The sequence below is a fragment of the Paenibacillus sp. FSL H7-0756 genome, from assembly GCF_038006765.1.
Classification (GTDB): Bacteria; Bacillota; Bacilli; order Paenibacillales; family Paenibacillaceae; genus Paenibacillus_AQ.
In genome coordinates this window covers 2,143,868-2,164,899 of the sequence record NZ_JBBOVT010000001.1, presented here as the reverse complement: position 1 = coordinate 2,164,899, position 21,032 = coordinate 2,143,868, and the positions used below count along the sequence as shown (strand labels likewise).

Sequence of the window (21,032 nt, the reverse complement as noted above, 5' to 3'; positions counted from 1 at the left end):
CCATAGATATAAGAGCGTCCGCTCCTTCTCAGAGGATGTTTTCCTTGATATGCGTAGAGTCGAAATCCTGCGGATTGAACCAGTCGCCGCTGCTGGCCCAGGTGGAATCAAGCGGAATCCAGGCTGCACTGCTGCTAATATAGACCTCATTCCAGGCATGCGGGCCATAACCGCCTTGACCGTCATAGCCTTTGCCGGTGACGACACGCACCTGAAGGCCTTGCGAGCGGGCCATCATGGCGTAGAGCCGCGCGTAATCAATGCATACGCCAAGCCGCGTATCCATCGTATCCTGCGGGGTCTGCTCATGCCAGATCCGCTTCTCTTCATAATTCTTCGCCTTGGTATAGTCGTAAGCAATACGCGAGCCTACCCAATCATAGAGCAGTCTGGCCTTCTCTTCATCCCCGCTGGCTTGTCCGGCAATCTCTGCAGCTGCACCGGCAATATCCGCCGAAATATCGTGGTCAATCACCTCATATTTGCGCCGGAGAATATCACTCATCTCGGCAGCTACCGCCTTGGTCAGCACCGGGAGCTTTCCCCTCACCTGTTCACCGGCCAGCGGCTCAAATACCGCTTCTGCACTCTGGCTGTAGACCGGTGATGATTGCACATAGCGGCTGAAGCCGCTGTCCGGGTTCAAGGCGACGCTAATGAACAGGACAAAGACCAGCACCAAGGCGCGGGTAAGCCCTGCGGCGGTGCCAAGCACTGCCCCGACGAGGCGGCTGGCGCCTGTGATCCGCCCCGAACCCCTCCCGGACTGGCGCGGCAGGCGGAACGGCAGCAGCAGGAACAGCAGACCCAGCAGCAGACGAATCAAGCTATAGCACAGCAAGAGCAGCAGCAGAAACCGCACTACTGGTGAATTCGCCAGTACAGAGGCGCCGGTATAATATAGCTGCTGCCATTGGCTTAGCTTGTCATCCTGCGGGGTAACGCCGGAAGCCCAGCTTCCGGCAGCAGGCGAGAGGTATACGGCTGCCGGAATCGCCATCACCAGCGAAGCTGCCGCAAGCACGCCAGATCCGAGCATGCCGAACAGCCCTCCGGCTGCTCTGCGGAAGCCCCGGCCCCAGCCCTGCAGCGCAGAGAAGAGGACCACCAGCAGCAGAACAATGGAGATGATATTCGCTTCCCGAAGACTTTCTATCCAGCTGTCCAATGAATCACTCCTCCTTCTGCTGCAGCAGGCCACCCTGCGCCAGCTGCACTGTTACTTGCCCGCCTGCTTCCGGGCTTCATCGATAAAGGTCTTGGTTGTATCCGTAACACTCCACTTCCCGAGGCTGACTCCGCGGAAGACCACTTCCACCTTATCCTCTGCCGCAGAGCCTTTCACCTCCAGATTAGGAGTGGTAATGGTGAAGGTGCCGTCACCGCCGGAGGTATAGACCGCTTCCTGCGCTTCTTTGAGCATGACCTCCTGCGCCTCATTCTTCAGCGTGCTGACTGTACCGTCTGCTACTTTGTTAACGGCATTACCGATCTGGTCCATAGTTACTCCGCTATAAATGAATAACCCCACCACAATAACCACGACGATAGCCCATTTCAGCATAGTCTTAACGATGTTAACGACTGCGAACAGCAGGACAAGCGCAATAACGATAACAAGCCAATTCTCTCTGATAAACTGTGACCACACTTCCGGATTCATCAATTTCACAACACCCCAATCGCAAATTTCGCCACTCCGGGACGCTGTCCCGTCAGACATTTCATTAATATTAATTATTATACATGAATGACCCTTATAATTCATGGTTGCCGGAATGCAGAACTGCATACAAGGGCTGGCCAAGAAAATGGTATAAGCCCCCGCTGCCTCACGTAAAGTACAAGTAGGCTGTTCCCTCTGCTGGAATCCGTTCCGTCATCAGCGGCTGGCCGCTAATCTGGAGGTGTTATCCGTGAAAACTGCAATGTGGCTGTACCTCTTCATGTTCCTGGCGTTCTTCGATTTGCATGCCCAGTATCCTATCCTGACCCCCTTTGCCATGTCACTGGGAGCGGGCCCGGCCTTCATCGGCTGGATGATGGGGATGTATTCACTGACCCACCTCCCGGGCAATCTGCTGGCAGGTGTGCTTGTAGACCGCAACGGCAGCCGCCGCTATATTGTATTCGCCCTAACCGTAGCAGGACTGATCCTGCTCTTGCAGGCGCATGCCCAGCTGCCCTGGCATCTGCTCCTGCTGCGGGCGGCAAGCGGGTTCGCCCTGGCGTTCCTCTCCCCTGCCTGTATGACCCTCTTGGCCTCGCTCTCGTCTGACCCGGCGACCCAGGGCAAATACATGTCAGGCAACGGAATTATTCACACGCTGGCTTCAGTGGTCTCCCCTACCGCCGGAGCCTTCATCGTAGCCAAAGCTGGCTACTCCGGCACGTTCAGTACATTGGGTTGGCTCCTGATCTTCACCGGTGTGATGGCCTTCTTCAGTGTGCCGAAGCATAATCCGGCCCTGGCACTGCATAAGCCTGTACTCCCGTTGAAGGAGAATCTACAGCCAGGGGCGGCCGCTGCCGCTCAGCCTACTGTCTCCAGGCGATATTATCTGCTGCCCTTCTTCGTATCCTGCTCCCAGGGCGTACTGTTCTTCGAGCTTCCCTTATCACAAGGACAGGACGGAATGGTCTCTACCGGAATTCTGCTCTCTCTGCTCAGCCTTGGGGCGCTCGCGACCCTCTGCCTGTTCTTCCTGAACCGCATCTCGCCGGGCATCCGCATTGCCGCTGCCTTATTGGGAATGGCTCTCTGCTTCTTCGCTCTGGCTGCCTTCCGCAGCATTCCGGCCGGAGTGGTTCTCTTCGTGCTCGGGTCTGCAAAAGGAGTATTGTTTCCGGCTATGGCCTCCCTCTTCATCAGTCTGGGCGGCGCAGGACGGCTGGGCCGGACCTTCTCGCTGCAATCCATCGCCATGTCCCTCGGGGCCTTCGCCGGACCTGTAGCCGCCGGACAGCTTAGAGAGTATGTCTCCCCTTACTTCATCGCCTTCGTCCTGCTGATGACCGCACTTATGCTGCTGCCTCCGGGCAGATCCGGCCGTCTCTCTTCCTACGCCCCCGGCTGGAATAGCCCTGCCGCCTGAATGCGACATTTCCCGGGGAATGAATACATATTGTTCCGCCACGCTGTTAAAAACAGCGCAGCTTAGGTACAATATCGTCATAACAACTAAGATCCGGGGGCTGATTGCATATGTCCATCACCATTATTGTCGAAGGCAAGAACGACCGCAGCAGACTGAGGCGGCTGCTTAAACCAGAGGTCGACATTCTGTGCACCTTCGGTACGCTGAATACCCTGAAGCTGGAATCCCTGCGAAATACCATCCGGGACGGAGAAGTCTACCTGTATATGGACAATGACAGCTCCGGCAAAAAAATCCGTGCTGTCCTTCGCGACGCCTTCCCCGATGCCGTGCATATGTATACGCGCAAGGGCTATGCCGGAGTGGAAGGCACTCCCGATGAATATAACATCACCCAGCTGGAGAAGGCCGGACTTGAAGATTTCATTATTTACCCCCAGCCGTATCTCCAGGGGATAGAAGGATAATTCATCGCATGAAGCATATACATTCTTAACCTTTCACCACAAAATGAGGGTGTCCTGTGCAGCAGCTCCACTGCTCCACGGGACACCCTCGTTTATTGCGTTCCTGTGCTATTCACGGGCCAGCTTCTTAACCGTTCTGGCCAGAAACTCCGGCGTTACATTCTCCGTATCCCCGGCATCGTATAATCCCCGGAGCTGGTTGTTCTTGTCCACCAGACCAATGAGGTTCGCATGGGCGAAATCATCCTTGCTCGTGCCGTAGATCAGCACCTTAAAGGATTCCGCTGCCAGCTTGCGTACCTGCTCCTGATCCCCCCGCAGGAAGTACCATCCGCTGTAATCGGCATGGAACTTGTCAGCGAAGGCTTTGATCGCTTCCCTTGTATCATTCTTCGGATCGAAAGAGATCGAGACGAATTCAACGTCTTTGCCGAAGCTGCCGTCTTTAACCAGTATATTCTGCGTCTCTGACAGCATATAGGTGGTAATCGGACACACATCGGGACAGACGGTGAAGAAGAAATAGACCAGCCTTGCCTTACCTGCCGTATCCGCCAGACTGATCTGCTTTCCGTCCACATTCTCCAGGGAGAAGTCCTGTACCTGACCGATGACCGGCAGCTTCTCACCTCCGAAATCAAACGATTTGACTGCCAGATAGACCGCCATAATTACTGCGAGCAGCAGCAACAGCCAGGTCCATTTGTAACGTTTCAAGGTCTGCACAGGACACCTTCCCTCTCTATCCTAAGATTGCTTACACATGAATGGTATTCAGCACCAGGGCAATCAGGCTTAAGGTCAGATAGTTAATGGAGAAGAGGAAGCTTTTCTTCGCCCAGATCTCATCATCCTTGGCCTTGAATCCGATGAGGGTTAAGTAGAGCCAGCCAACCGACAAGGCCAGTGATACAATAAGATAATAAATACCTGCGTAGTCATAGACATACATCAGCACAGGCACGGGGAGCAGCAGCGCGACATAAGGAATCATCTGGAACTTGGTGCGCCGCGTCCCCTTCACAACCGGAAGGAGCGGAAAGCCTGCTGCTCTGTACTCCTCCTTGCGGCGGATGCCAAGTGCCCAGAAATGGGGCGGCTGCCACAGAAAGAGCATTGCGAACAGCAGCCAGGCTCCAAGATCCACTGTACCTGTAACCGCCACATAGCCGATGACAGGAGGCATAGCCCCCGAGATCGCACCTACGGAGGTGCTCCAGGTAGAGGTTCTTTTGAGCCAAAGGGTGTACACTACAACATAGACGAACATGCCGACTATACCGAACAATCCGGCCAGTACACCGCAGAATGCGAACAGCACGATCAACCCGGCAATGCCGAGTCCGATGCCATAGATAAGCACCGTGGTCGGCTTCAGCCTTCCTGTAGGCAGTCCGCGTTCGCGGGTCCGTTCCATCTTCATATCCAAATCGCGGTCAAAATAATTATTGAAGACACAGGCTGAAGCCATGACCAGCATGGTGCCGAGCAAAGTCAGAATCAGGCGGCCATACTGTACTTCCCAGCCTGATGCCACCCAATAGCCTGCGAATGCCGCAATCAGATTGGAGCGGATAATGCCGGGCTTCGTAACGGTAATAAAGTCGCGCCAGCTTGCACCTTCCGGTGGAGACTTGGCAGACATTGATGCGGAATCAGAAGAAGCTTGATATCTCAATTGATTGTCCACGTATCGGGTTCCTCCTTCTAGGGAACTTCTTACACTCCGCTATTAACTTTATCATAGCAAACCAGGAAAGGCTTTGACAATCATTGACCAAGATGTTCATTAATTCGACAATTACGTGACGATATTTATTTCCCCGTCCTTAAATAACTTAGCCCAATAATGGGTAGTTATTAATAGAGAACTTCCGTACAAAGGAGATCTGACTAATGGATACTGCCACACATTTTGTTATGGGACTTGGACTTGCAGGTCTGTCCTTCGTCGATCCGCTCGTCGCTTCTAATGGAACGCTTGCCGGAGCGGTGATGGTAGCTACTGTACTGGCTTCTCAGGCACCGGATGCCGATACCGCCCTGCGTCTGAAGGATAACGCGGTATATATCCGCAATCACAGGGGAATCACCCATTCACTGCCCTTTTTACTGCTGTGGCCGGCATTGATCACAGTGGTCATCGGGCCGCTCTTTGGCTTCACGGACCTCGGCACCTTAAGCCATGTTGCGCTCTGGAGCTTCATCGGCGTTGCCGTCCATGTATTCTCCGATCTGTTCAACACTTACGGGACTCAGGCCGCCCGCCCGTTCACCGAGAAATGGATCGCCTGGAATATCATCCATATCTTCGATCCGTTTATCTTCGGCAGCCATGCAGCGGCGATTATTCTCTGGATCAGCGGAATGGTACCGCCCGCTCCACTATTCATTACCTTGTACGCCTGCATCGTCTTGTACTACATCTGGCGGACCCTTGTTCATGCCCGCATTACACGCAGCATCAAGAACAAGGATGTTCACCACCATGCAGGTGACCGATATTATGTGATCCCCACCATTTCGCCAACGCGGTGGAACGTGGTCAAAGCCAAGCCGGACGGCAGCTACAATGTCGGGCTGCTGAACAGCGGGCGGCTGGAATGGTTCAAGCATGCGGTGTGCTCCACTCACCCCGCTGTCGAGCATTCCAAATCCCATCCGGATATTCAGGCCTTCCTGTACTTCACCTCTTACGCTGTCGCGGAGGTGGAGGAGCTGCCCTCTGGTTATATTGTACGCTGGGGAGATGTCCGTTATTTACACCGTAAGCAATTCCCGTTCGTGGCTGTCCTGGTAATGGATCATGAGTATAAACCGCTGAATACTTATGTCGGATGGCTAAGCAGCGAGAAGCTCGATGAACGCTTCGCCATTGACCCGGGAACCGTCAAGCTGTAGGAAGTTTTTTTGAAGACAGGTGGCATCTGCAGGGGCAGGTGCCATTTTTTTAATTGTGCGGTCAAAGGTCACGCCGAGATGTTGTAAATATTGCAACTTTGAATAAGGGGTATAAGGATCACTGTATGGATTGTTGCAGGAAATGCAGGAATTTCCCCGCTCCGCCGTTTGGGGAGGAAGATACGTTATAGACTATATTTACCGGGGATCTATTCTCTTGCCTCCCCCTTGACGTCCGGGACGGCATAAGGCACAATCAACAACAAAAGCGGTTACAGTTCAAAGCCTATATACGCTCACTTTACGCAAAATCCCGGCATGCTGCGAGGCACACCGGGATTCACTTGTACACTATTTGAAGCAGAAAGGAAGGCTGGAACATATGGGTAAAGGTCTGTCACTGTGGTTCGCCTGCTCTTCAATTCTACTCCTCACAGCAGCTTCCATCTCGATCAGCTATAACATTTGGCTGGCACTGCTGCTCGGCGCGCTATGCGTGCTTAACATCGGCTGGGGCTTCATCGTCAAGGCCAGGCTGAGACGCAAGGCGGAGAGCAACCAGCCTGCCCCTTAACTTAACGGGTAGGCAGGAAGCCCATCCGTTCCTTCACGCCCTCCAGGGTCCGGGCAGCACTGATCCGTGCACTTTCGGCACCCTGAGCCAGAATATCACTCAGCATCCCTGAGCTGCGGATGTCCTGATATCTTTGCTGGATCGGCTCCAGCAGGGCTACGACCACTTCAGCCAGCTCTTTTTTGAAGCCGCCGTACATTTGGCCTTCATATTTGTCGGCAATCTGCTGCAGGCTCATTCCCGAGCACTCGGCATAGATGCTCATCAGATTGCTGATCTCCGGCTTAGCTGCCGGGTCGAAGATAACCTCACGGCCGGAATCGGTTGTGGCCCGGCTGATCTTTTTGCGGATCACATCAGGCGGGTCCAGAAGTCCGATTCTGCTGCCGGGGTTGGGATCGCTTTTGCTCATCTTCTTGGTGCCGTCATCCAGGGACATAATCCGCGCTCCGACCTCCGGAATGTAAGGCTCAGGGACGGTGAAGAAGTCACCGAACCGGTGATTGAAGCGTCCCGCCAGGTCACGGGTCAGCTCCAGATGCTGCTTCTGGTCTTCGCCTACCGGCACAAGATCCGCATTATAGACCAGAATATCGGCGGCCATCAGCGACGGATAGACGAACAGGCCTGCGCCCACAGATTCTTTGCCGGCCGATTTATCCTTGAACTGTGTCATCCGCTCCAGCTCACCCATGGCAGTGAGCGTAGTCAGAATCCATCCAAGCTCGGCATGCTGCGGCACATGGGACTGCATATAGACATGTGCAATGGACGGATCGATGCCTGCAGCGAGATACAGCGCGGCAACTGATTCGGAATTCTCACGCAGAGCTGCGGGGTCCTGGGCTACCGTAATGGCATGCAGATCGACCACCATGAAGTAACATTCGTATTCCTTTTGAAGCTTGACGAAATTCTTGATTGCCCCGATATAATTACCGAGTGTGAGTGAACCGCTGGGCTGTATGCCCGACAATACTTTTTTAGCCATTCTCTTATCCTCCATCATCATAATTAATGTCCGCTGGCGCATAGAACGCAAAAAGGCCCCACATCCGCAAGGGACGTGAGACCGTGGTACCACCCTTATTCGCTGCCTGGAGTCCCCGCAGGGATCTATGCAAACAGCCTTGGCTTCCGTTAACGGGGAAGAGGCGGCCGGTCTACTTAAGGCTTATGCAGCCTGTTCGAGCGCGGCGCTCAAGGGTCCATTCAGTCAGAGGTGCACCACCGGTTCACATCAGCCACCGGCTTTCTGGAGGTACAGTCCATGCTTACTTGTCCCTGTCATCGCGTTACCTGTGTTACTTGATGCCTCCATCATAGATCGGCCCGGAGAAGTTGTCAAATCCCTAACCTCCTCCGGATAAATCTGGTATGATAAAGATATTCGTGTGTATGTAATCTGATTACAGCTTATCAAAGGAGCATATCTCTTATGAAACAGGTGACCAAAGGGCAGTGGAACGGTTATGATACGTATATTTTGCATAGCCGGGAACTGGAAGTCACGCTTCTGCCCCGGCTGGGTAATAACGTAATTTCATTATGGGACCGCACCATGGAGCGGCAGATCCTCCGTCAGCCTGAAGAAAGCGACTTGGCATCATATATGCAGAAACCTTATCACTTCGGCCTGCCCCTCCTGGTGCCGCCCGGACGGATACGCGGCGGAAGCTTCCAGTTCGAGGGCACAAGCTACCAGTTCGACCGCAATGCGGGAGAACATCATATTCACGGACTGCACCGCACCCAGGCCTGGTGTGTCAGTGACATTGAAGAAGACGAGGACGGCTGCGCGGTCACCACTGAATTCCTTACCATGGATGATCCGGAGTGGATCAGACAATTTCCCGAGCCGCTGAAGCTTGAAATGACCTTCCGGCTTCAGGATGACCGGCTCCAGCAGACGCTCAGGGTCACTCATCTCGGCAGCAAAAGTGTTCCTTTTGGCGCAGGCTACCACACCTGGTTCATGCTGGACGGAACACCTTCCCGCTGGAATGTTACCCTTCCTGCCGGGGCTGTCTATGAGCTGAGTGAGGATCTCCTGCCTACTGGACAGCTATTGCCGCTCGGGGAGCTTAAGAGCCTGCACACCCGGCTGAATCTTCAAGGTGCGGACCTGGATACCGTCCTGCGTATAGCAGAGGGCCAGCCTGCCGAGGCCGTATTGATGCGGGATGATGGATATGGGCTGCGTTACTCGGCCGATCCTGACTTCTTCCGCCACTGGATTCTCTTTACCAAAGGCGAAGCCGACCAGTTCCTGTGCATTGAACCGCTCACCTGGCTCCCGGATGCACCTAATCTCCAGCAGGACGCCTCCTTTACCGGGCTGATCACGCTTGAACCCGGACAGACGCTCGTTCTGGGGGGCACGCTGCAGATGATTTATCCGGAGCGGTAAATTTCATATAATTACCATCCTATAAACCTTCAAAATCCGTGCATGAATTCTCCCTCCCGCGCTCATACTATCTTCACAACGGGCGAAGGAGGTGAGCACACATGGGTCAAGCAGGTCAACAAAGTCGTGGTAGCCGTTCTAACAACCTGGTCGTTCCTCAAGCGAATGCAGCGCTGCAGCAGTTGAAATATGAAGCAGCACAAGAGCTTGGAGTAACTATTCCGGCTGACGGTTATTATGGGAACTATACTTCCCGCGAAACTGGTTCTTTGGGAGGATATATCACCAAACGTCTGGTGCAACTGGCAGAGCAACAACTGTCTGGTCGTTCGTAATCGCTACCTCATCTTTACAAACCGTCTAAGCCGTGAGGCATAGACCAAAGCAGCTTCACAGCCCTCCCGCGCTTCTCGTCGAAGCGCAGGGGGGCTTTTCTATATGTATATAGAATCAGCCGAAGGATTGATCCGAGGCCTCACCGTGACTGCTGCGCGGATAACGGATCATCAGGTTCGCCATATTGTAGTTGGACTCCAGTGTGGCGTCCACCACCACCATTCCCTGACGTACAGCAAATTCGTAGCTGATCTCTCCATGCGTCCACCGTTTCTTATACTTCAGGCTCTCCAGTGCCATGACGCGGAATGAGGATTGCTGCCTAGAAGTCAGCCCCTCCTGTTCGGCTGCGAAGCTTCCGCTGCGTCCGGCGAGCGGATTGTGGCGGACCCCGAACTTGCCGATAATATTATTCCTGATCTGTACAAATACGGTCCCTGAATTCAATCCTGACAATTCCTCCTGCAGCTCATGAAATACCAGATCCATCTGTCTTGCAAGCGATAATTGTTCCGTCCTCACATGCATTTCCTCCTAAAAGTCTTGTGGGTGATGCAGCCTCATGGCTCTGCCTCACACAACACTTGCTTCGTAAGCAGTTGTTTGAATTTCGTGGGTCTAGCAGCGCTTATATAAGGCTTTAGGCTCATTATAGGGTACTATTTAAACACCCACAACATTATTCAACATAATTGGGTTATAATCCCTATAAATGCGCAAATTATTTAGTATTTATAGCAAAATACATACTTTTGTCGCCATTTATCGACAAATAAACAACATAAAAAGACCCCGAAACCGGGGCCTTTGCACATTCACACCATATTCTACAGTCATCATTTCACTGCAAAAAATCAATTCTTCTCATTTTCGACAAATTCTTAGGCGCGTTGTTCCGTCATTTCCAGGAATTCATTAATATCGGCAATGATTAAATCCGCCGCCCCCTGCCAGAAATCCGGCTTGGACAAATCAACGCCCAGATGCTTCGACACCAGATCCTCCAGCGTCATCACTCCGGTATCCTGCAGCAGGCTGTCATACTTATCGGCAAAGGAAGCCCCTTCTTGCAGTGCAAGCCGGTATAGACCGGTGCTGAACATATACCCTACCGTATACGGGAAGTTGTAGAACGGCACATCCGTGATATAGAAATGAAGCTTCGACGCCCAAAAATGCGGATGATATTCGGAGAGAACCCCGCAGAAGGCTTCCTTCTGGGCTTCCTCCATCAGCGCGGACAATTCCTCACTGCTTACCAGACCTGCCTTGCGCTTCTCATAGAAGCGGGTCTCGAACAGGAAGCGGGCATGGATATTCATGAAGAACGCCACACTGTTCTGGATCTTCGCTTCAAGCAGTGCCAGCTTCTCTTCACTGTCCGCCGCAGATTTCACCTGTGCATCCGACACAATGACCTCCGCAAAGGTAGAAGCGGTCTCCGCCACGTTCATTGCATAGTTCTGGTTGAACAGCGGCTGGTCCTCCAGCAGGAAGGAATGATAGGCATGGCCCAGCTCATGCGCAAGTGTGGATACATTGGACGGCGTACCGCTGTAAGTCATGAAGATACGGGATTCCTTGCTCTCCGGGAAGGAGACGCAGAAGCCGCCCGGACGCTTCGCGGCCCGGTCTTCAACCTCAATCCAATCCTTGTCGAAGGCGCGCTCGGCGAAATCCGCCAGCTTCGGACTGAATTTGCGGAACTGGGTCACGATGTCGGCGGCTGCCTGTTCATAGGGAATTTTGCCGGAGGACTTGCCGACAGGCGCATCCACATCGACCCAGGCGAGTGACTCCAGACCCAGAATCTCCGCCTTGCGCTTCAGATAGGATACCAGTGCGGGCTTACTCTTCGTGATCACGTCCCACATGACATCCAGAGTCTCACGGGACATGCGGTTGATGCCCAGCGGCTCCTTCAGCACATCCTCCCAGCCGCGGCCCTTGTACAGCTTCAGGCGGAAGCCTGCCAGATGATTCAAGGTATCTGCACAATAGTCGGCCGCCCCGCCCCAGGCTTCTTCCCATTTGCGGAACATCGTACGGCGGACCTCAGGATTCTCGTCCGTCAGCTTGTTGAAGGCTTGACCGGCAGAGAGCAGCTTCTCTTCCCCGTCTTCTTCACAAGGAATCTGGATCTGTCCGACAATGGTCTCATAATGCTCGCTCCAGCCATGATAACCGTCAACTGCAAGCTCAAGTGCCAGGCTCTCCAGCTCCGGGCTCATCTTCTCACGGGCCAGACTCCGGCTCTCACTGAGCACGAAATTCAGCGGGGCAATCTCCGGCCGGGCCATCCACTCCCCCCATACCGCATCAGAGGTCTGGCGCAGCACGTTATCGAAGGCAGAGCTGATGCCCTCATAACTGGCGCGCAGTCCCGTTACCTTGGAGGACAGTCTCACCGCCCCTTTGTCGAGCTGATTCTGTGCACCCAGACAACCGGCGAATTCCGAGGCCTGTGTAAGACGTCCGGCACAGCTCTGCAGCAGCTCAATGACCGGGTCCAGCCCCTTCGTTGAAGCCGCATCAGCCGGTGCAGCAGCGGCAGCCACCTGCGCGCGCAGACGTTCAATATCGGATTCGAGCACGCTCAGGAAGCTCTCGAACTGCGGAGAGGCAGAGCCTCCCGGAAAAATCGATTCCAGTTCCCATGTCAGTGATAACGGTTGTTTCATATAGACTCACCATTCCTTTGTTATAGAGTAGTTTTCTTTGTAATTGAGGTAGAGCCATGGTAAAGTGAATCATGATACTCCACTAATTGTAAGGAGGGCCTCCTAATGAAGCCACTGCAAATATCGCCGGAGACGGCCATCACCTTATCGAAACAACTCGGCGTTCCGCTGGAACACCTGATGCATATGCCCCAACATATCCTGCTGCAAAAGATCGCTGAATTATCCAAGAAGCCCGCAAGCGAGACCACTGAGGACAGCGCACCTGCTCCCTCCAGTGAGAAGGATAAGCAATGATCCCCTTCAGCCATACCTGGCCTTATGACATTATTCTTGGCGACATGTACGTGCAATACTGCCCCTTCTGCGACCATGAGAATGTTCTTCTGCCGATGAAGCCTAAGGAGCTGCAGCACGTGCGTGACGGCAAAAAAAAGCTGCTGGTCTTTCCCTGCTGCAGTGCAAGTCCCACCGTCATTGATAATGACAATGACTACCTGTTGTTTGACCGGGCGGTCCGCTAAGCTCGGATGACCGGCAGTTCGCCCCGCTTAAGCGGGCAGAGGCGTAGAAGAGGCATTCCTTCTACGCCTTTTTTGCGTTCCGGTATAACGGATAGACGCTTTAACACCCGCACCAAGCCTTCTATGTACCTGCCGGAAGTCCGTCCGGATCAACGTCCAGCCCGCGCATCTGCTCACGCAGAATGGCCCATTGCTCGCGTGAAGCCCGGATCATGGCCGCGTCCGTAATCCGCTGGTCATTAATGACCCTTGAGAACCACCGCACAGCGGCGGCGAACTCCCCGATCCGGCGGTTCAACTCACCAATCAGATACATCAGCCGCGCATCATTACCGCCGGAGGAATCATTCTCAAACACCTTCACATACTCATCCAGCGAATAGGTCAGGAAGCGCTGCTCCTGCACCGTATCCCCTTGATACCGGTAGAGCCAGGCAATATGGTGCAGCAGGCTTGCGATAATACGTTCCTTGTCTTTAATGCTCTGTGCGCAGATCAGCGCCAGCTTGTACGTCTCCAGCGCTTCCTCCCAGTTACGTTTCTCTCCGAAGCTGCGGGCCTGCCACCGTCTTCCTACCTGGGCATCGAAGGATTTCCGCTGCCAGTCAGCCAGCTTGTCCGCAGAATTCTCCGTGGAGGCAAAGCCGCACTTCGGACAGACCCGAACCACATAATAATCGGGATTCTCCGCCTTGTAATAGGAGCAGAAGTCCGCATCGCGGCGGATAGCCTTTTTGAGGCTGGGACGTACTCTTGAGGTAGAAAATTCATGTTCACAGTTACAGCAGGTAACCTTAATCGAGTACAGCGGTATTAATTCCGGCACGGGTGCCCTCATCCTTTCACAACTACACTTTATTCATGGGGCATATTGACAAAATGATGGGCGGGACCAGCCAGCCGGCTCAGAACAAAGGTCCGGAGAGACTCTTCCACACCAATCTCCTCAAGCGCTGCCTTCATGCAGGCGAGCCAATCCTCCGCCAGAGCAGGAGTGATGGGGACATGCATATGTCTGGCTCTCATCATGGGATGGCCATGCTGCTCGGAGAACAGAGTAGGGCCTCCAAAGAATTGGCTCAAGAACTGATATTGCTTCTCCAGCACCGGAGTAATATCTTCAGGGAATAGCGGGCTGAGCTGCGGGTGAAGCTGCACCTTGGCATAGAATACAGTTACCAGACGGTGAATTCCCTCAGCACCTCCCAGGCTGTCATACAGGCTCTCTTTCGGATTCATTGGAGGTATCGCCTTCTTCCATATTTAATCTGATAAGCAGTTGCTTCTCATTATACCAAAAAACCCGCTGCACGGTTATCCCTGCCTTAAGACATCCCCTTATTCCAGGACAAGAAGACCAGTAAGCTGCCCGTGTGCAACAGAAAGCCCAGATTATTTCAAATTCCAGACAAAATAACACCAGAAAATTCAGACAAAAAAAGGCGCCAAACCGGAGTTCAGCGCTCGTAAGCTAATCAGTATGTTCTAAAATCTTCATCACCAGGCGGGACAAGGGAGACCCGGATCACATATACAAAAGCACAAACGAGCACTCCGGCAACTACACTCATCACCATCACTCCATCCCTGAAAATCTAACTCAACAAGATGTGCATTAATTAAGTTTATAATACCATAATTTCAGTGAAAAAGCACCGGTAAATGTAACCGTTTTCCTCGTTTTTTTGTGCTGTTTGTCCACCTTTCGGCATACAACTAAGCATAGAACTGGAGGCGAGAAACCGATGACTCTGAACAAAATCGCAAGCCCGCTGCTCGGGATCGTGCTGGCGGGCTGTATGCTGCTGATGCTGGTGCATCCCGCAAGCGCTCTGGATGCGGCGCTGCGCGGGCTCGCTGTCTGGTGGGATGTGCTGTTTCCCTCACTGTTTCCGTTCTTCGTCATCTCTGAAATTATGCTGGGCTTCGGCATTGTCCATCTGTTCGGCGCCCTGCTTGATCCGCTGATGCGCCCGCTCTTCAATCTACCCGGCAGCGGCGGCTTCGCCCTAGCAATGGGATATGTATCAGGATACCCTGTCGGTGCGAAATTAACCGCCAAGCTGCGCGAGCAGGGAATGATTACCAGAATTGAGGGCGAGCGGCTCGTCGCCTTTACGACCTCCTCGGACCCGATTTTTCTGCTGGGCGCGGTCTCTGTGGGCTTCTTTCATGACGCTTCTCTTGGGCTTGTGCTTGCCCTTGCCCATTACGGGGGAGGACTCATCGTAGGTCTGCTGATGTCCTTCCATGGCCGGGGCAGGCCGGAAGAAGCAGCTACGCCCCTCCCCCTCCCCCATTCAGGCAGCTCTTCTGCGTCTCCGGAAGGACAAGGCCCCGGAAGGCTTCGGGCAGCACTGAACGCGATGGCAAATGCCCGCCGGGTAGATGGAAGAAGTCTCGGCGAGCTGCTGAAGAGTGCCGTCACCTCCTCGCTCCAGCTCATCATCGTTGTCGGCGGCCTGGTTGTCTTCTTCAATGTGCTGATGGAGCTGCTCGCCCGTGCCGGTGTAATGTCCGCCCTGTTCAGCATGACCGGACGGCTGCTGTCGCTGGCCGGCTTCCCGCCTGGGCTCTCTGCCGCCCTGGTCAGCGGCTTATTCGAAGTGACGCTTGGCGCCAGGTCGGCGGGTGAAGCTGCCGGAGGCGTTCCGCTGCAGTTCAAGGCTGCGGCGGCAGCGTTCATTCTCTCCTGGGGCGGCCTGTCAGTTCATGCGCAGGTCGCCAGTATCCTGAATGGTACCGGACTGCGCTATCTCCCGTTCATGGCCGCCCGCCTGGCGCACGCTCTGCTCTCAGCGGTTCTGCTTCTCCTGCTATGGAAGCCGGTAGTCAGCTCGGGACTGGCCGGTCAGTGGTCCGCACAGCCCGCCGCCTCCGGGCTGGCCGGTCCAGAAGCCGCCCTAATCAGCAGCATCAGCCTGCTCTGCCTTCTGCTCGCAGTTATGCTGGCCCTGTCGCTGGTGGTCTTTCTGCTGGGGAAGCTGTGGCGGCAGCCCTATGCGCGCCGAAGATAATTCAATATGCCACGGATCTCCCGCTGCAGCACTGTAGCGGATTCCGGCTTTTCACAGCGCTAATATTGTGTTCCGGGTCAAGATTGATTATGATCGGTGTATGACTGAATTAGACAAAGGAGCCTGTACATCTTGAGATATTATGTTCTGGACCGCGGAGATGAATTATCCATCCAACTAGCGGAGCAATTTCACAAGCTGGCGCAAGGCCGGAATCTGGAGCTGGATGCCAAGTCACCGGAAATCGTGATCTCTATTGGCGGTGACGGCACGATGCTGCACGCTTTTCATACGTTTACCGATCAGATCCCGAACCTCGCTTTTGTTGGCGTGCATACCGGCCATTTGGGCTTCTATGCGGACTGGCAGGCCGAAGAGCTGCCGTCCCTGATTGATTATATGTGCGGAGAAGTTGGGCCGCATAAACCCCGTATCGTTCAGTACCCGCTGCTCGAACTGGAAATACATAAGAAATCCGGCTCCAGCAAGCACATTGCCCTGAATGAATTCACCCTTAAGGGGGTGGACGGGACGGTTGTAATCCAGGTGGATATTAATGATGTAACCTTTGAGATGTTCCGCGGGGACGGCCTGTGTGTGTCCACACCTTCCGGCAGTACCGCTTATAACAAAAGTCTGGGAGGCGCTATGGTGCACCCCTCGATCGAGGCGCTGCAGATTGCTGAAATTGCCTCCATTAATAACCGGGTATTCCGGACCATGGGATCGCCGCTGCTGCTGCCTAAGCATCATCACTGCGATATCTTCTCGCGCAAGGATCAGCGCCTGCTGCTGACCATTGACCATAATAACATTCCGGTGGATGATCTGATTTCGGTACGTGCTCAGGTTGCGGACCACAAAATCAGCTTCGCCCGTTACCGCCCTTTCCCGTTCTGGAACCGTGTCCGGGAGGCCTTCTTAGTCTAATTAATATTTGCCGATAAAGCCGGAGATGCCCCCGATCTCCGGCTTTATCATGCCGGCTGACGGGAACCCTACTGAGTCTGGCAGCAGCACGCAGAATAAATAGACAGACCGAATTTCCAAATGGTATAATGGTTCTATTTTACAAAGTTTTCTATTTGAAGGAGCGAATCTATTGAAGAAATTAGTATCCCTGCTAAGCATCAGCCTGCTGGCCCTTGTGCTGGCGGTTCCTGCTTTTGCCGCAGACAAACCCATTAAGGTGTATATTAACGGCAGTAACCTTGCCTTCACAGCAGGGACTCCTTATTTGAAGAATAATACAGTGCTTGTGCCTTTCCGAGTTGTGTTTGAGAAGCTTGGCCTGCAGGTACTGTGGGACTCCAAGACGGACACCGTAACCGGCACCGGAACAGGCCTTACTATCAGCCTTAAGGTAGGCAGCAAGCGGGCCAGCGTCAATGGAACCGTCAAGCAGCTCACAGTCGCTCCTGTCTCTAACGCCGGGACCACCTACATACCCTTGCGCTTCATCGCCGAAGCCACCGGGGGCACAGCGACCTGGGATTCGGCCAGCCGCAGCGTGAAGATTACCGTATCGCCGTCCTCCGCCTCCAGTGAGCAGGAGATCAAGGCAATCATTCAATTGGCTAACCAATATTATAATGAAGAGAAGGCCAGCAGCTTCTATTCGCTTGTTGATGCAGGGGCAGACCAAACGGAAGCTGTAAGCGATATGAATTCCCAGTTCGAGCTATATGACATCAAGAATACGATCGAGAGTCTTAAAGTGCTCAGTCTAACGGGCAACGAAGCTACAGTCCATTCTGTCGAAAAAGCAGTACGGATCGGCGGGTATTATACACCGGATGAGCAGTACGAATACTTATATACGCTGGTCCGTCAAAACGGCGCCTGGAGGATCTCTGCCATGGATCTGCAGGAATCCTCAGTGCTGCTGACGCGCGAACAAGGTATGAAGCCCGCTGTGCTTCCACAGGGTGATCAGACCGGAATTAAGGATACGCTCAGCAAATACTACCAAGGTATGAATGCCCGCAATGCAGATGCAGTCCTTGCCGTGATGACCTCGTACGATAAGGAGGAGGATGACTCTTACAAAGAGGAGCTGCGTGATTATTTCAAAACCTATGATCTAAGCTATGCGGTGTCTTCCTCCAATGTCTTCTATTACACAGACTATGAAGCTGCAGTCTATGCGGAAGTGGTCATTACGGACGGTGAATCGAAGGAGACCTATACCCAGTCTCTGATCCTCCTGCTCTCGAAGCCGGAGAGCGGTGCCTGGACGATTGACACCACTTATCATATCGGCTTCGACGCGCAGTCCTAAATTTTAAAAATTCATCTAAAGGATGTCATGAACTCATGAAATCAGCCAAAATTGTTACCGCACTTTTGAGCAGCTGTCTGGCTCTATCCATCGCCTTAGCTCCTGCTGCTTCAGCAGCAGACGCTGCCGCCGCCGCCACCGACACGGCGCAAGCCTCCAAGACGGAGATTATCAATGAAATTATGCAATATCTGGAGTATTACAACGTCGAGGGTGTAGATCAGGATACGCTTATCCGCGGTGCGATTGACGGTATGGTCAATACACTGGACGATCCTTACAGCCAATACTTTACGAAGGAGGAAGCTGCAGACTTCGGTCATCAGGTCGATCTGCAATATGTCGGCATCGGCGTCCGGCTGATGTATTCGGGCAAAGAGCTATACATTGAAGAGGTCATGAGCGGCTCCCCGGCCGAGGCCGCGGGACTAAAGCGCGGCGACTCCATCCTCAAGATCGACGGGGTGCGGGTGGCTGATACGAATGGCGACGAGCTGAGCGGCAAAGCGGGCACGAAGGTCTCTTTGCTGATTCAGAGAAACGGGGCTAACAGATCCTATACGGTTACCCGCAGCGAGATTGCTACAAGCTCCGTAACCAGCAAGATGCTTAGCTCCAAGATCGCTTACATCTCCATCAACGGCTTCACCCAGACTGCCGATGAGGAATTCTCCGCAGCGCTGGACAAAATGCGTTCAGGCGGCATGAAATCACTCGTACTGGATCTGCGCGATAATACAGGCGGTTATATGGACAGCGCCCAGAATATCGTCTCCAAGTTCATGGATGCCGGTATTATGATGTACACCTCCGACCAGACCGGTACACTGAAGCCGGTCGCAATTACGAACGGCAGCAAGATCGGCGTGCCTGTGGTCGTATTGACCAATGAATATACGGCCAGCGCCTCCGAAGCCTTGACCGGGGCACTTCGTGACAACAAGCTGGCTACAGTTGTAGGCACGCGCTCTTACGGAAAGGCACGGATTCAGAGCCTGATTCCCATGTCCGGCGGCGGCGAGCTGAAGCTGACCACCATGAAGTATCTGACTCCGAACAAGGAGGACTTCAATCATATCGGACTTGCGCCTGATATCGAGGTCAAGGGCAAAACTGCCCAGTTGATTACCGCTCTGCAAATCGCCGGGATGAAGGAGATTGTCGCCTCTGGTGACCGTCATATTCTGGATATCAACGGCACTGCTTTTGCCGGAAATGTTGGTCTGATCCAGCAGGGCGATAAGGTGTATGCCGCCTCCCGTGTCCTCTCCGCGCTGGTGGAGAATGAGGTCTCCTGGGATGCCAAGAACAAAAAGGTGCTGCTGACCACCGGTTCCGGTAACGTATCCGGGTTCACCCTGGCCTCCAAGGAGGCGCTGTACCAGGACGGCGAGACCTTCATCGAGCTGAATGCCTTCAAGAAAAAGTTCCCTGCACTTGTATGGAGCTACAATGCTTCACTGAAACAGCTCAAATTAGCTGTGAAATAGAATTAGCCCGGCGACAACAAGGGCTGTCCCAAAAGCCATGGAATGGTTGATTGGGACAGCTCTTTATTGTGGAGTAGAATTTACGTGAGCATTTGGGTGGACGCTCCGCAAACGGAATGTTGTTCCAATCGCTTGTCCGCGGATTGTTCTGTCCGCTCCGCTGTTTAAGCGAGATTTGACTCTTCCAGGCTTACGGCTTAGTTTGTTCCCTACACGGTAGGCGTCAACACAATATATGCTGTTTTCGCATACATTCGGAGTACCCGCTATTCACGTCAGCTCATAGTAGAAAAAGCCTCTTCAGCTATTTCCTGAAGAGGCTTTTTGAGTTCCATTTTAGAAACAGGGGGTGTCATGCTGTCCCCTTGGCTATCGTTCTAGTTGTCCTGCTTGTTCTGGTTATTGTCTTGTCTGTCCTGCTTGTTCTGGTTGTTATCCTGTCTATCCTGTCTGTTCTGGTTGTCCTGCTTCTCCGGTCTATCCTGCTTATTCTGATTCGCTTGCTTGTTAGACCGGTTGTCTTTGTGTTCTCTGTTCTGCTTGGCATTATTCGGCTGGCCTTGCTGGCCTCTGCCCTGGAACTCTTTATGGTTCTTCTTGCCCTGGCCTTCTTTGTTGCGGTGATTGCGGCTCTGGTGCTCACGCACGGGTCTGTCCTTGGTTGCATGCTCCCGGCCGGAGCCGCCTGCGGCATCCCTGTCCCGGCCTGCACCCTTCGTCTGCGGCTCCCGGTGTTCTTTTACCGTTACCACCTGTTCAGCTTCCTGCTCCAGATCCTCGTCCAGCCCGGGCTCCGGGACTTCCTTGATCAGAATATCCTTGAAGGTTCCCTCCTGCGGGGACTCCTTCAGCTTATGCAGCACAAAATACGCACAGCCAAAGTTACAGTATTCGTTAATATAATCCACCATGCCTGAGATGGCTGTGTCCCGGTTCACTTTAGGGTGATTATCCCGGTAAAAGCCTTTGAGGCGCAATTGGCTGTAGCCCCAGTCGCCGATGATATAATCGTACCGGTCCAGCACTTCGCTGTATCTTCCGCGAAAAGCCTCCGGGTTCCAGCCGTCCTTATGATCGAGCATCAGCTCGTAACCTTTTCCACCTATAACGATCAAGCGTGTGTCGCCTGCCTTTCAATTGAGAAAATAGGGGCGCGTTGATAAGCCGTCATTGCGCGGGATTTTGAATTTCCGGCCGCTGTTGTGGTCTGATTTCTTCCATTTAACCGCTATGCGGTGAAATCAGACCACAAA

Annotated in this window: 22 protein-coding genes; 12 read left to right on the top strand and 10 right to left on the bottom strand. The window is 53.5% G+C overall.

The window, feature by feature from the left end; all coding sequences use genetic code 11:
• Window positions 1-28: 28 nt before the first annotated feature.
• Window positions 29-1,168 (bottom strand): transglutaminase domain-containing protein, encoded by a 1,140-nt coding sequence (locus NST04_RS09650; RefSeq protein ID WP_341184066.1) that lies wholly within the window; start codon window positions 1,166-1,168, stop codon window positions 29-31.
• Between the two features lie 51 nt (window positions 1,169-1,219).
• Complete coding sequence (locus NST04_RS09645; protein ID WP_036722049.1) at window positions 1,220-1,663, bottom strand: hypothetical protein; 444 nt, start codon at window positions 1,661-1,663, stop codon at window positions 1,220-1,222.
• A gap of 253 nt (window positions 1,664-1,916) precedes the next feature.
• Between NST04_RS09645 and NST04_RS09640 the strand changes: the two genes are divergently transcribed.
• Window positions 1,917-3,095, top strand: coding sequence for an MFS transporter (locus NST04_RS09640; protein ID WP_341184065.1), 1,179 nt, complete (start codon window positions 1,917-1,919; stop codon window positions 3,093-3,095).
• 110 nt (window positions 3,096-3,205) lie between these two features.
• A complete protein-coding gene (locus tag NST04_RS09635; RefSeq protein ID WP_341184064.1) occupies window positions 3,206-3,565 on the top strand; it encodes a DNA primase in 360 nt (119 codons plus the stop codon).
• Between the two features lie 108 nt (window positions 3,566-3,673).
• Here the strand turns inward: NST04_RS09635 and NST04_RS09630 are convergent, their stop codons facing one another.
• Both NST04_RS09630 and cyoE read right to left on the bottom strand, forming a co-directional pair.
• Entirely contained in the window at window positions 3,674-4,291 is a 618-nt protein-coding gene (locus NST04_RS09630; RefSeq protein WP_341184063.1) for an SCO family protein, read from the bottom strand.
• A gap of 31 nt (window positions 4,292-4,322) precedes the next feature.
• On the bottom strand, window positions 4,323-5,255 hold the full coding sequence (cyoE, locus tag NST04_RS09625; protein ID WP_341184062.1) for a heme o synthase: 933 nt from the start codon (window positions 5,253-5,255) through the stop codon (window positions 4,323-4,325).
• A gap of 206 nt (window positions 5,256-5,461) precedes the next feature.
• Between cyoE and NST04_RS09620 the strand changes: the two genes are divergently transcribed.
• Together NST04_RS09620 and NST04_RS09615 are read left to right on the top strand one after the other, a co-directional pair.
• A complete protein-coding gene (locus NST04_RS09620; RefSeq protein ID WP_341184061.1) occupies window positions 5,462-6,466 on the top strand; it encodes a metal-dependent hydrolase in 1,005 nt (334 codons plus the stop codon).
• Between the two features lie 382 nt (window positions 6,467-6,848).
• Entirely contained in the window at window positions 6,849-7,040 is a 192-nt protein-coding gene (locus NST04_RS09615) for a hypothetical protein (RefSeq protein ID WP_340938264.1), read from the top strand.
• Window position 7,041: 1 nt separating this feature from the next.
• Here the strand turns inward: NST04_RS09615 and trpS are convergent, their stop codons facing one another.
• Window positions 7,042-8,031, bottom strand: coding sequence for a tryptophan--tRNA ligase (gene trpS / locus NST04_RS09610; protein ID WP_036722062.1), 990 nt, complete (start codon window positions 8,029-8,031; stop codon window positions 7,042-7,044).
• A gap of 447 nt (window positions 8,032-8,478) precedes the next feature.
• On the opposite strand from trpS, the gene NST04_RS09605 reads away from it, so the two are divergent.
• Both NST04_RS09605 and NST04_RS09600 read left to right on the top strand, forming a co-directional pair.
• Complete coding sequence (locus NST04_RS09605) at window positions 8,479-9,450, top strand: aldose 1-epimerase (protein WP_341184060.1); 972 nt, start codon at window positions 8,479-8,481, stop codon at window positions 9,448-9,450.
• Between the two features lie 101 nt (window positions 9,451-9,551).
• On the top strand, window positions 9,552-9,785 hold the full coding sequence (locus tag NST04_RS09600; protein WP_036701727.1) for an alpha/beta-type small acid-soluble spore protein: 234 nt from the start codon (window positions 9,552-9,554) through the stop codon (window positions 9,783-9,785).
• A gap of 115 nt (window positions 9,786-9,900) precedes the next feature.
• On the opposite strand, the gene NST04_RS09595 is transcribed toward NST04_RS09600, so the two are convergent.
• Complete coding sequence (locus NST04_RS09595) at window positions 9,901-10,314, bottom strand: O-methyltransferase (protein ID WP_341184059.1); 414 nt, start codon at window positions 10,312-10,314, stop codon at window positions 9,901-9,903.
• A 353-nt stretch (window positions 10,315-10,667) separates the two neighbouring features.
• Complete coding sequence (locus NST04_RS09590) at window positions 10,668-12,467, bottom strand: M3 family oligoendopeptidase (RefSeq protein WP_341184058.1); 1,800 nt, start codon at window positions 12,465-12,467, stop codon at window positions 10,668-10,670.
• Between the two features lie 105 nt (window positions 12,468-12,572).
• Between NST04_RS09590 and NST04_RS09585 the strand changes: the two genes are divergently transcribed.
• Both NST04_RS09585 and NST04_RS09580 read left to right on the top strand, forming a co-directional pair.
• Window positions 12,573-12,764, top strand: coding sequence for a YycC family protein (locus tag NST04_RS09585; protein WP_341184057.1), 192 nt, complete (start codon window positions 12,573-12,575; stop codon window positions 12,762-12,764).
• Window positions 12,761-12,991, top strand: a complete 231-nt coding sequence (locus NST04_RS09580; protein WP_340938257.1) for a hypothetical protein — start codon at window positions 12,761-12,763, stop codon at window positions 12,989-12,991. The genes NST04_RS09585 and NST04_RS09580 overlap by 4 nt, the downstream gene beginning before the upstream one ends.
• A gap of 121 nt (window positions 12,992-13,112) precedes the next feature.
• Here NST04_RS09580 and NST04_RS09575 read toward each other — a convergent pair whose 3' ends face one another.
• On the bottom strand, window positions 13,113-13,829 hold the full coding sequence (locus NST04_RS09575; RefSeq protein WP_341016863.1) for a DUF2225 domain-containing protein: 717 nt from the start codon (window positions 13,827-13,829) through the stop codon (window positions 13,113-13,115).
• Window positions 13,830-13,846: 17 nt separating this feature from the next.
• Complete coding sequence (locus NST04_RS09570) at window positions 13,847-14,230, bottom strand: globin domain-containing protein (protein WP_341184056.1); 384 nt, start codon at window positions 14,228-14,230, stop codon at window positions 13,847-13,849.
• A 506-nt stretch (window positions 14,231-14,736) separates the two neighbouring features.
• Between NST04_RS09570 and ylbJ the strand changes: the two genes are divergently transcribed.
• The 4 genes from ylbJ (at window position 14,737) to NST04_RS09550 (ending at window position 19,779) form a co-directional block, all read left to right on the top strand.
• Window positions 14,737-16,008: a sporulation integral membrane protein YlbJ gene (ylbJ, locus tag NST04_RS09565; protein WP_341184055.1), complete on the top strand. Its 1,272-nt coding sequence runs from the start codon at window positions 14,737-14,739 to the stop codon at window positions 16,006-16,008.
• 132 nt (window positions 16,009-16,140) lie between these two features.
• Window positions 16,141-16,938, top strand: coding sequence for an NAD kinase (locus tag NST04_RS09560; RefSeq protein ID WP_341184054.1), 798 nt, complete (start codon window positions 16,141-16,143; stop codon window positions 16,936-16,938).
• Window positions 16,939-17,110: 172 nt separating this feature from the next.
• Window positions 17,111-18,289, top strand: coding sequence for a stalk domain-containing protein (locus NST04_RS09555; protein WP_341184053.1), 1,179 nt, complete (start codon window positions 17,111-17,113; stop codon window positions 18,287-18,289).
• Between the two features lie 35 nt (window positions 18,290-18,324).
• Complete coding sequence (locus NST04_RS09550) at window positions 18,325-19,779, top strand: S41 family peptidase (RefSeq protein WP_341184052.1); 1,455 nt, start codon at window positions 18,325-18,327, stop codon at window positions 19,777-19,779.
• 377 nt (window positions 19,780-20,156) lie between these two features.
• Here the strand turns inward: NST04_RS09550 and NST04_RS09545 are convergent, their stop codons facing one another.
• Window positions 20,157-20,894: a YutD family protein gene (locus NST04_RS09545; protein ID WP_341184051.1), complete on the bottom strand. Its 738-nt coding sequence runs from the start codon at window positions 20,892-20,894 to the stop codon at window positions 20,157-20,159.
• Between the last annotated feature and the right edge of the window lie 138 nt (window positions 20,895-21,032).

What these genes read in the sequence shown, in the direction of transcription:
- trpS (WP_036722062.1), bottom strand. Translation starts at nt 8,031, where the DNA reads ATGGCTAAAAAAGTATTGTCGGGCATACAGCCCAGCGGTTCACTCACA.
- NST04_RS09580 (WP_340938257.1), top strand. Translation starts at nt 12,761, where the DNA reads ATGATCCCCTTCAGCCATACCTGGCCTTATGACATTATTCTTGGCGAC.
- NST04_RS09575 (WP_341016863.1), bottom strand. Translation starts at nt 13,829, where the DNA reads ATGAGGGCACCCGTGCCGGAATTAATACCGCTGTACTCGATTAAGGTT.
- NST04_RS09595 (WP_341184059.1), bottom strand. Translation starts at nt 10,314, where the DNA reads ATGCATGTGAGGACGGAACAATTATCGCTTGCAAGACAGATGGATCTG.
- NST04_RS09615 (WP_340938264.1), top strand. Translation starts at nt 6,849, where the DNA reads ATGGGTAAAGGTCTGTCACTGTGGTTCGCCTGCTCTTCAATTCTACTC.
- NST04_RS09570 (WP_341184056.1), bottom strand. Translation starts at nt 14,230, where the DNA reads ATGAATCCGAAAGAGAGCCTGTATGACAGCCTGGGAGGTGCTGAGGGA.
- NST04_RS09600 (WP_036701727.1), top strand. Translation starts at nt 9,552, where the DNA reads ATGGGTCAAGCAGGTCAACAAAGTCGTGGTAGCCGTTCTAACAACCTG.
- NST04_RS09605 (WP_341184060.1), top strand. Translation starts at nt 8,479, where the DNA reads ATGAAACAGGTGACCAAAGGGCAGTGGAACGGTTATGATACGTATATT.
- NST04_RS09645 (WP_036722049.1), bottom strand. Translation starts at nt 1,663, where the DNA reads ATGAATCCGGAAGTGTGGTCACAGTTTATCAGAGAGAATTGGCTTGTT.
- NST04_RS09590 (WP_341184058.1), bottom strand. Translation starts at nt 12,467, where the DNA reads ATGAAACAACCGTTATCACTGACATGGGAACTGGAATCGATTTTTCCG.
- NST04_RS09620 (WP_341184061.1), top strand. Translation starts at nt 5,462, where the DNA reads ATGGATACTGCCACACATTTTGTTATGGGACTTGGACTTGCAGGTCTG.
- ylbJ (WP_341184055.1), top strand. Translation starts at nt 14,737, where the DNA reads ATGACTCTGAACAAAATCGCAAGCCCGCTGCTCGGGATCGTGCTGGCG.
- NST04_RS09550 (WP_341184052.1), top strand. Translation starts at nt 18,325, where the DNA reads ATGAAATCAGCCAAAATTGTTACCGCACTTTTGAGCAGCTGTCTGGCT.
- NST04_RS09585 (WP_341184057.1), top strand. Translation starts at nt 12,573, where the DNA reads ATGAAGCCACTGCAAATATCGCCGGAGACGGCCATCACCTTATCGAAA.
- NST04_RS09635 (WP_341184064.1), top strand. Translation starts at nt 3,206, where the DNA reads ATGTCCATCACCATTATTGTCGAAGGCAAGAACGACCGCAGCAGACTG.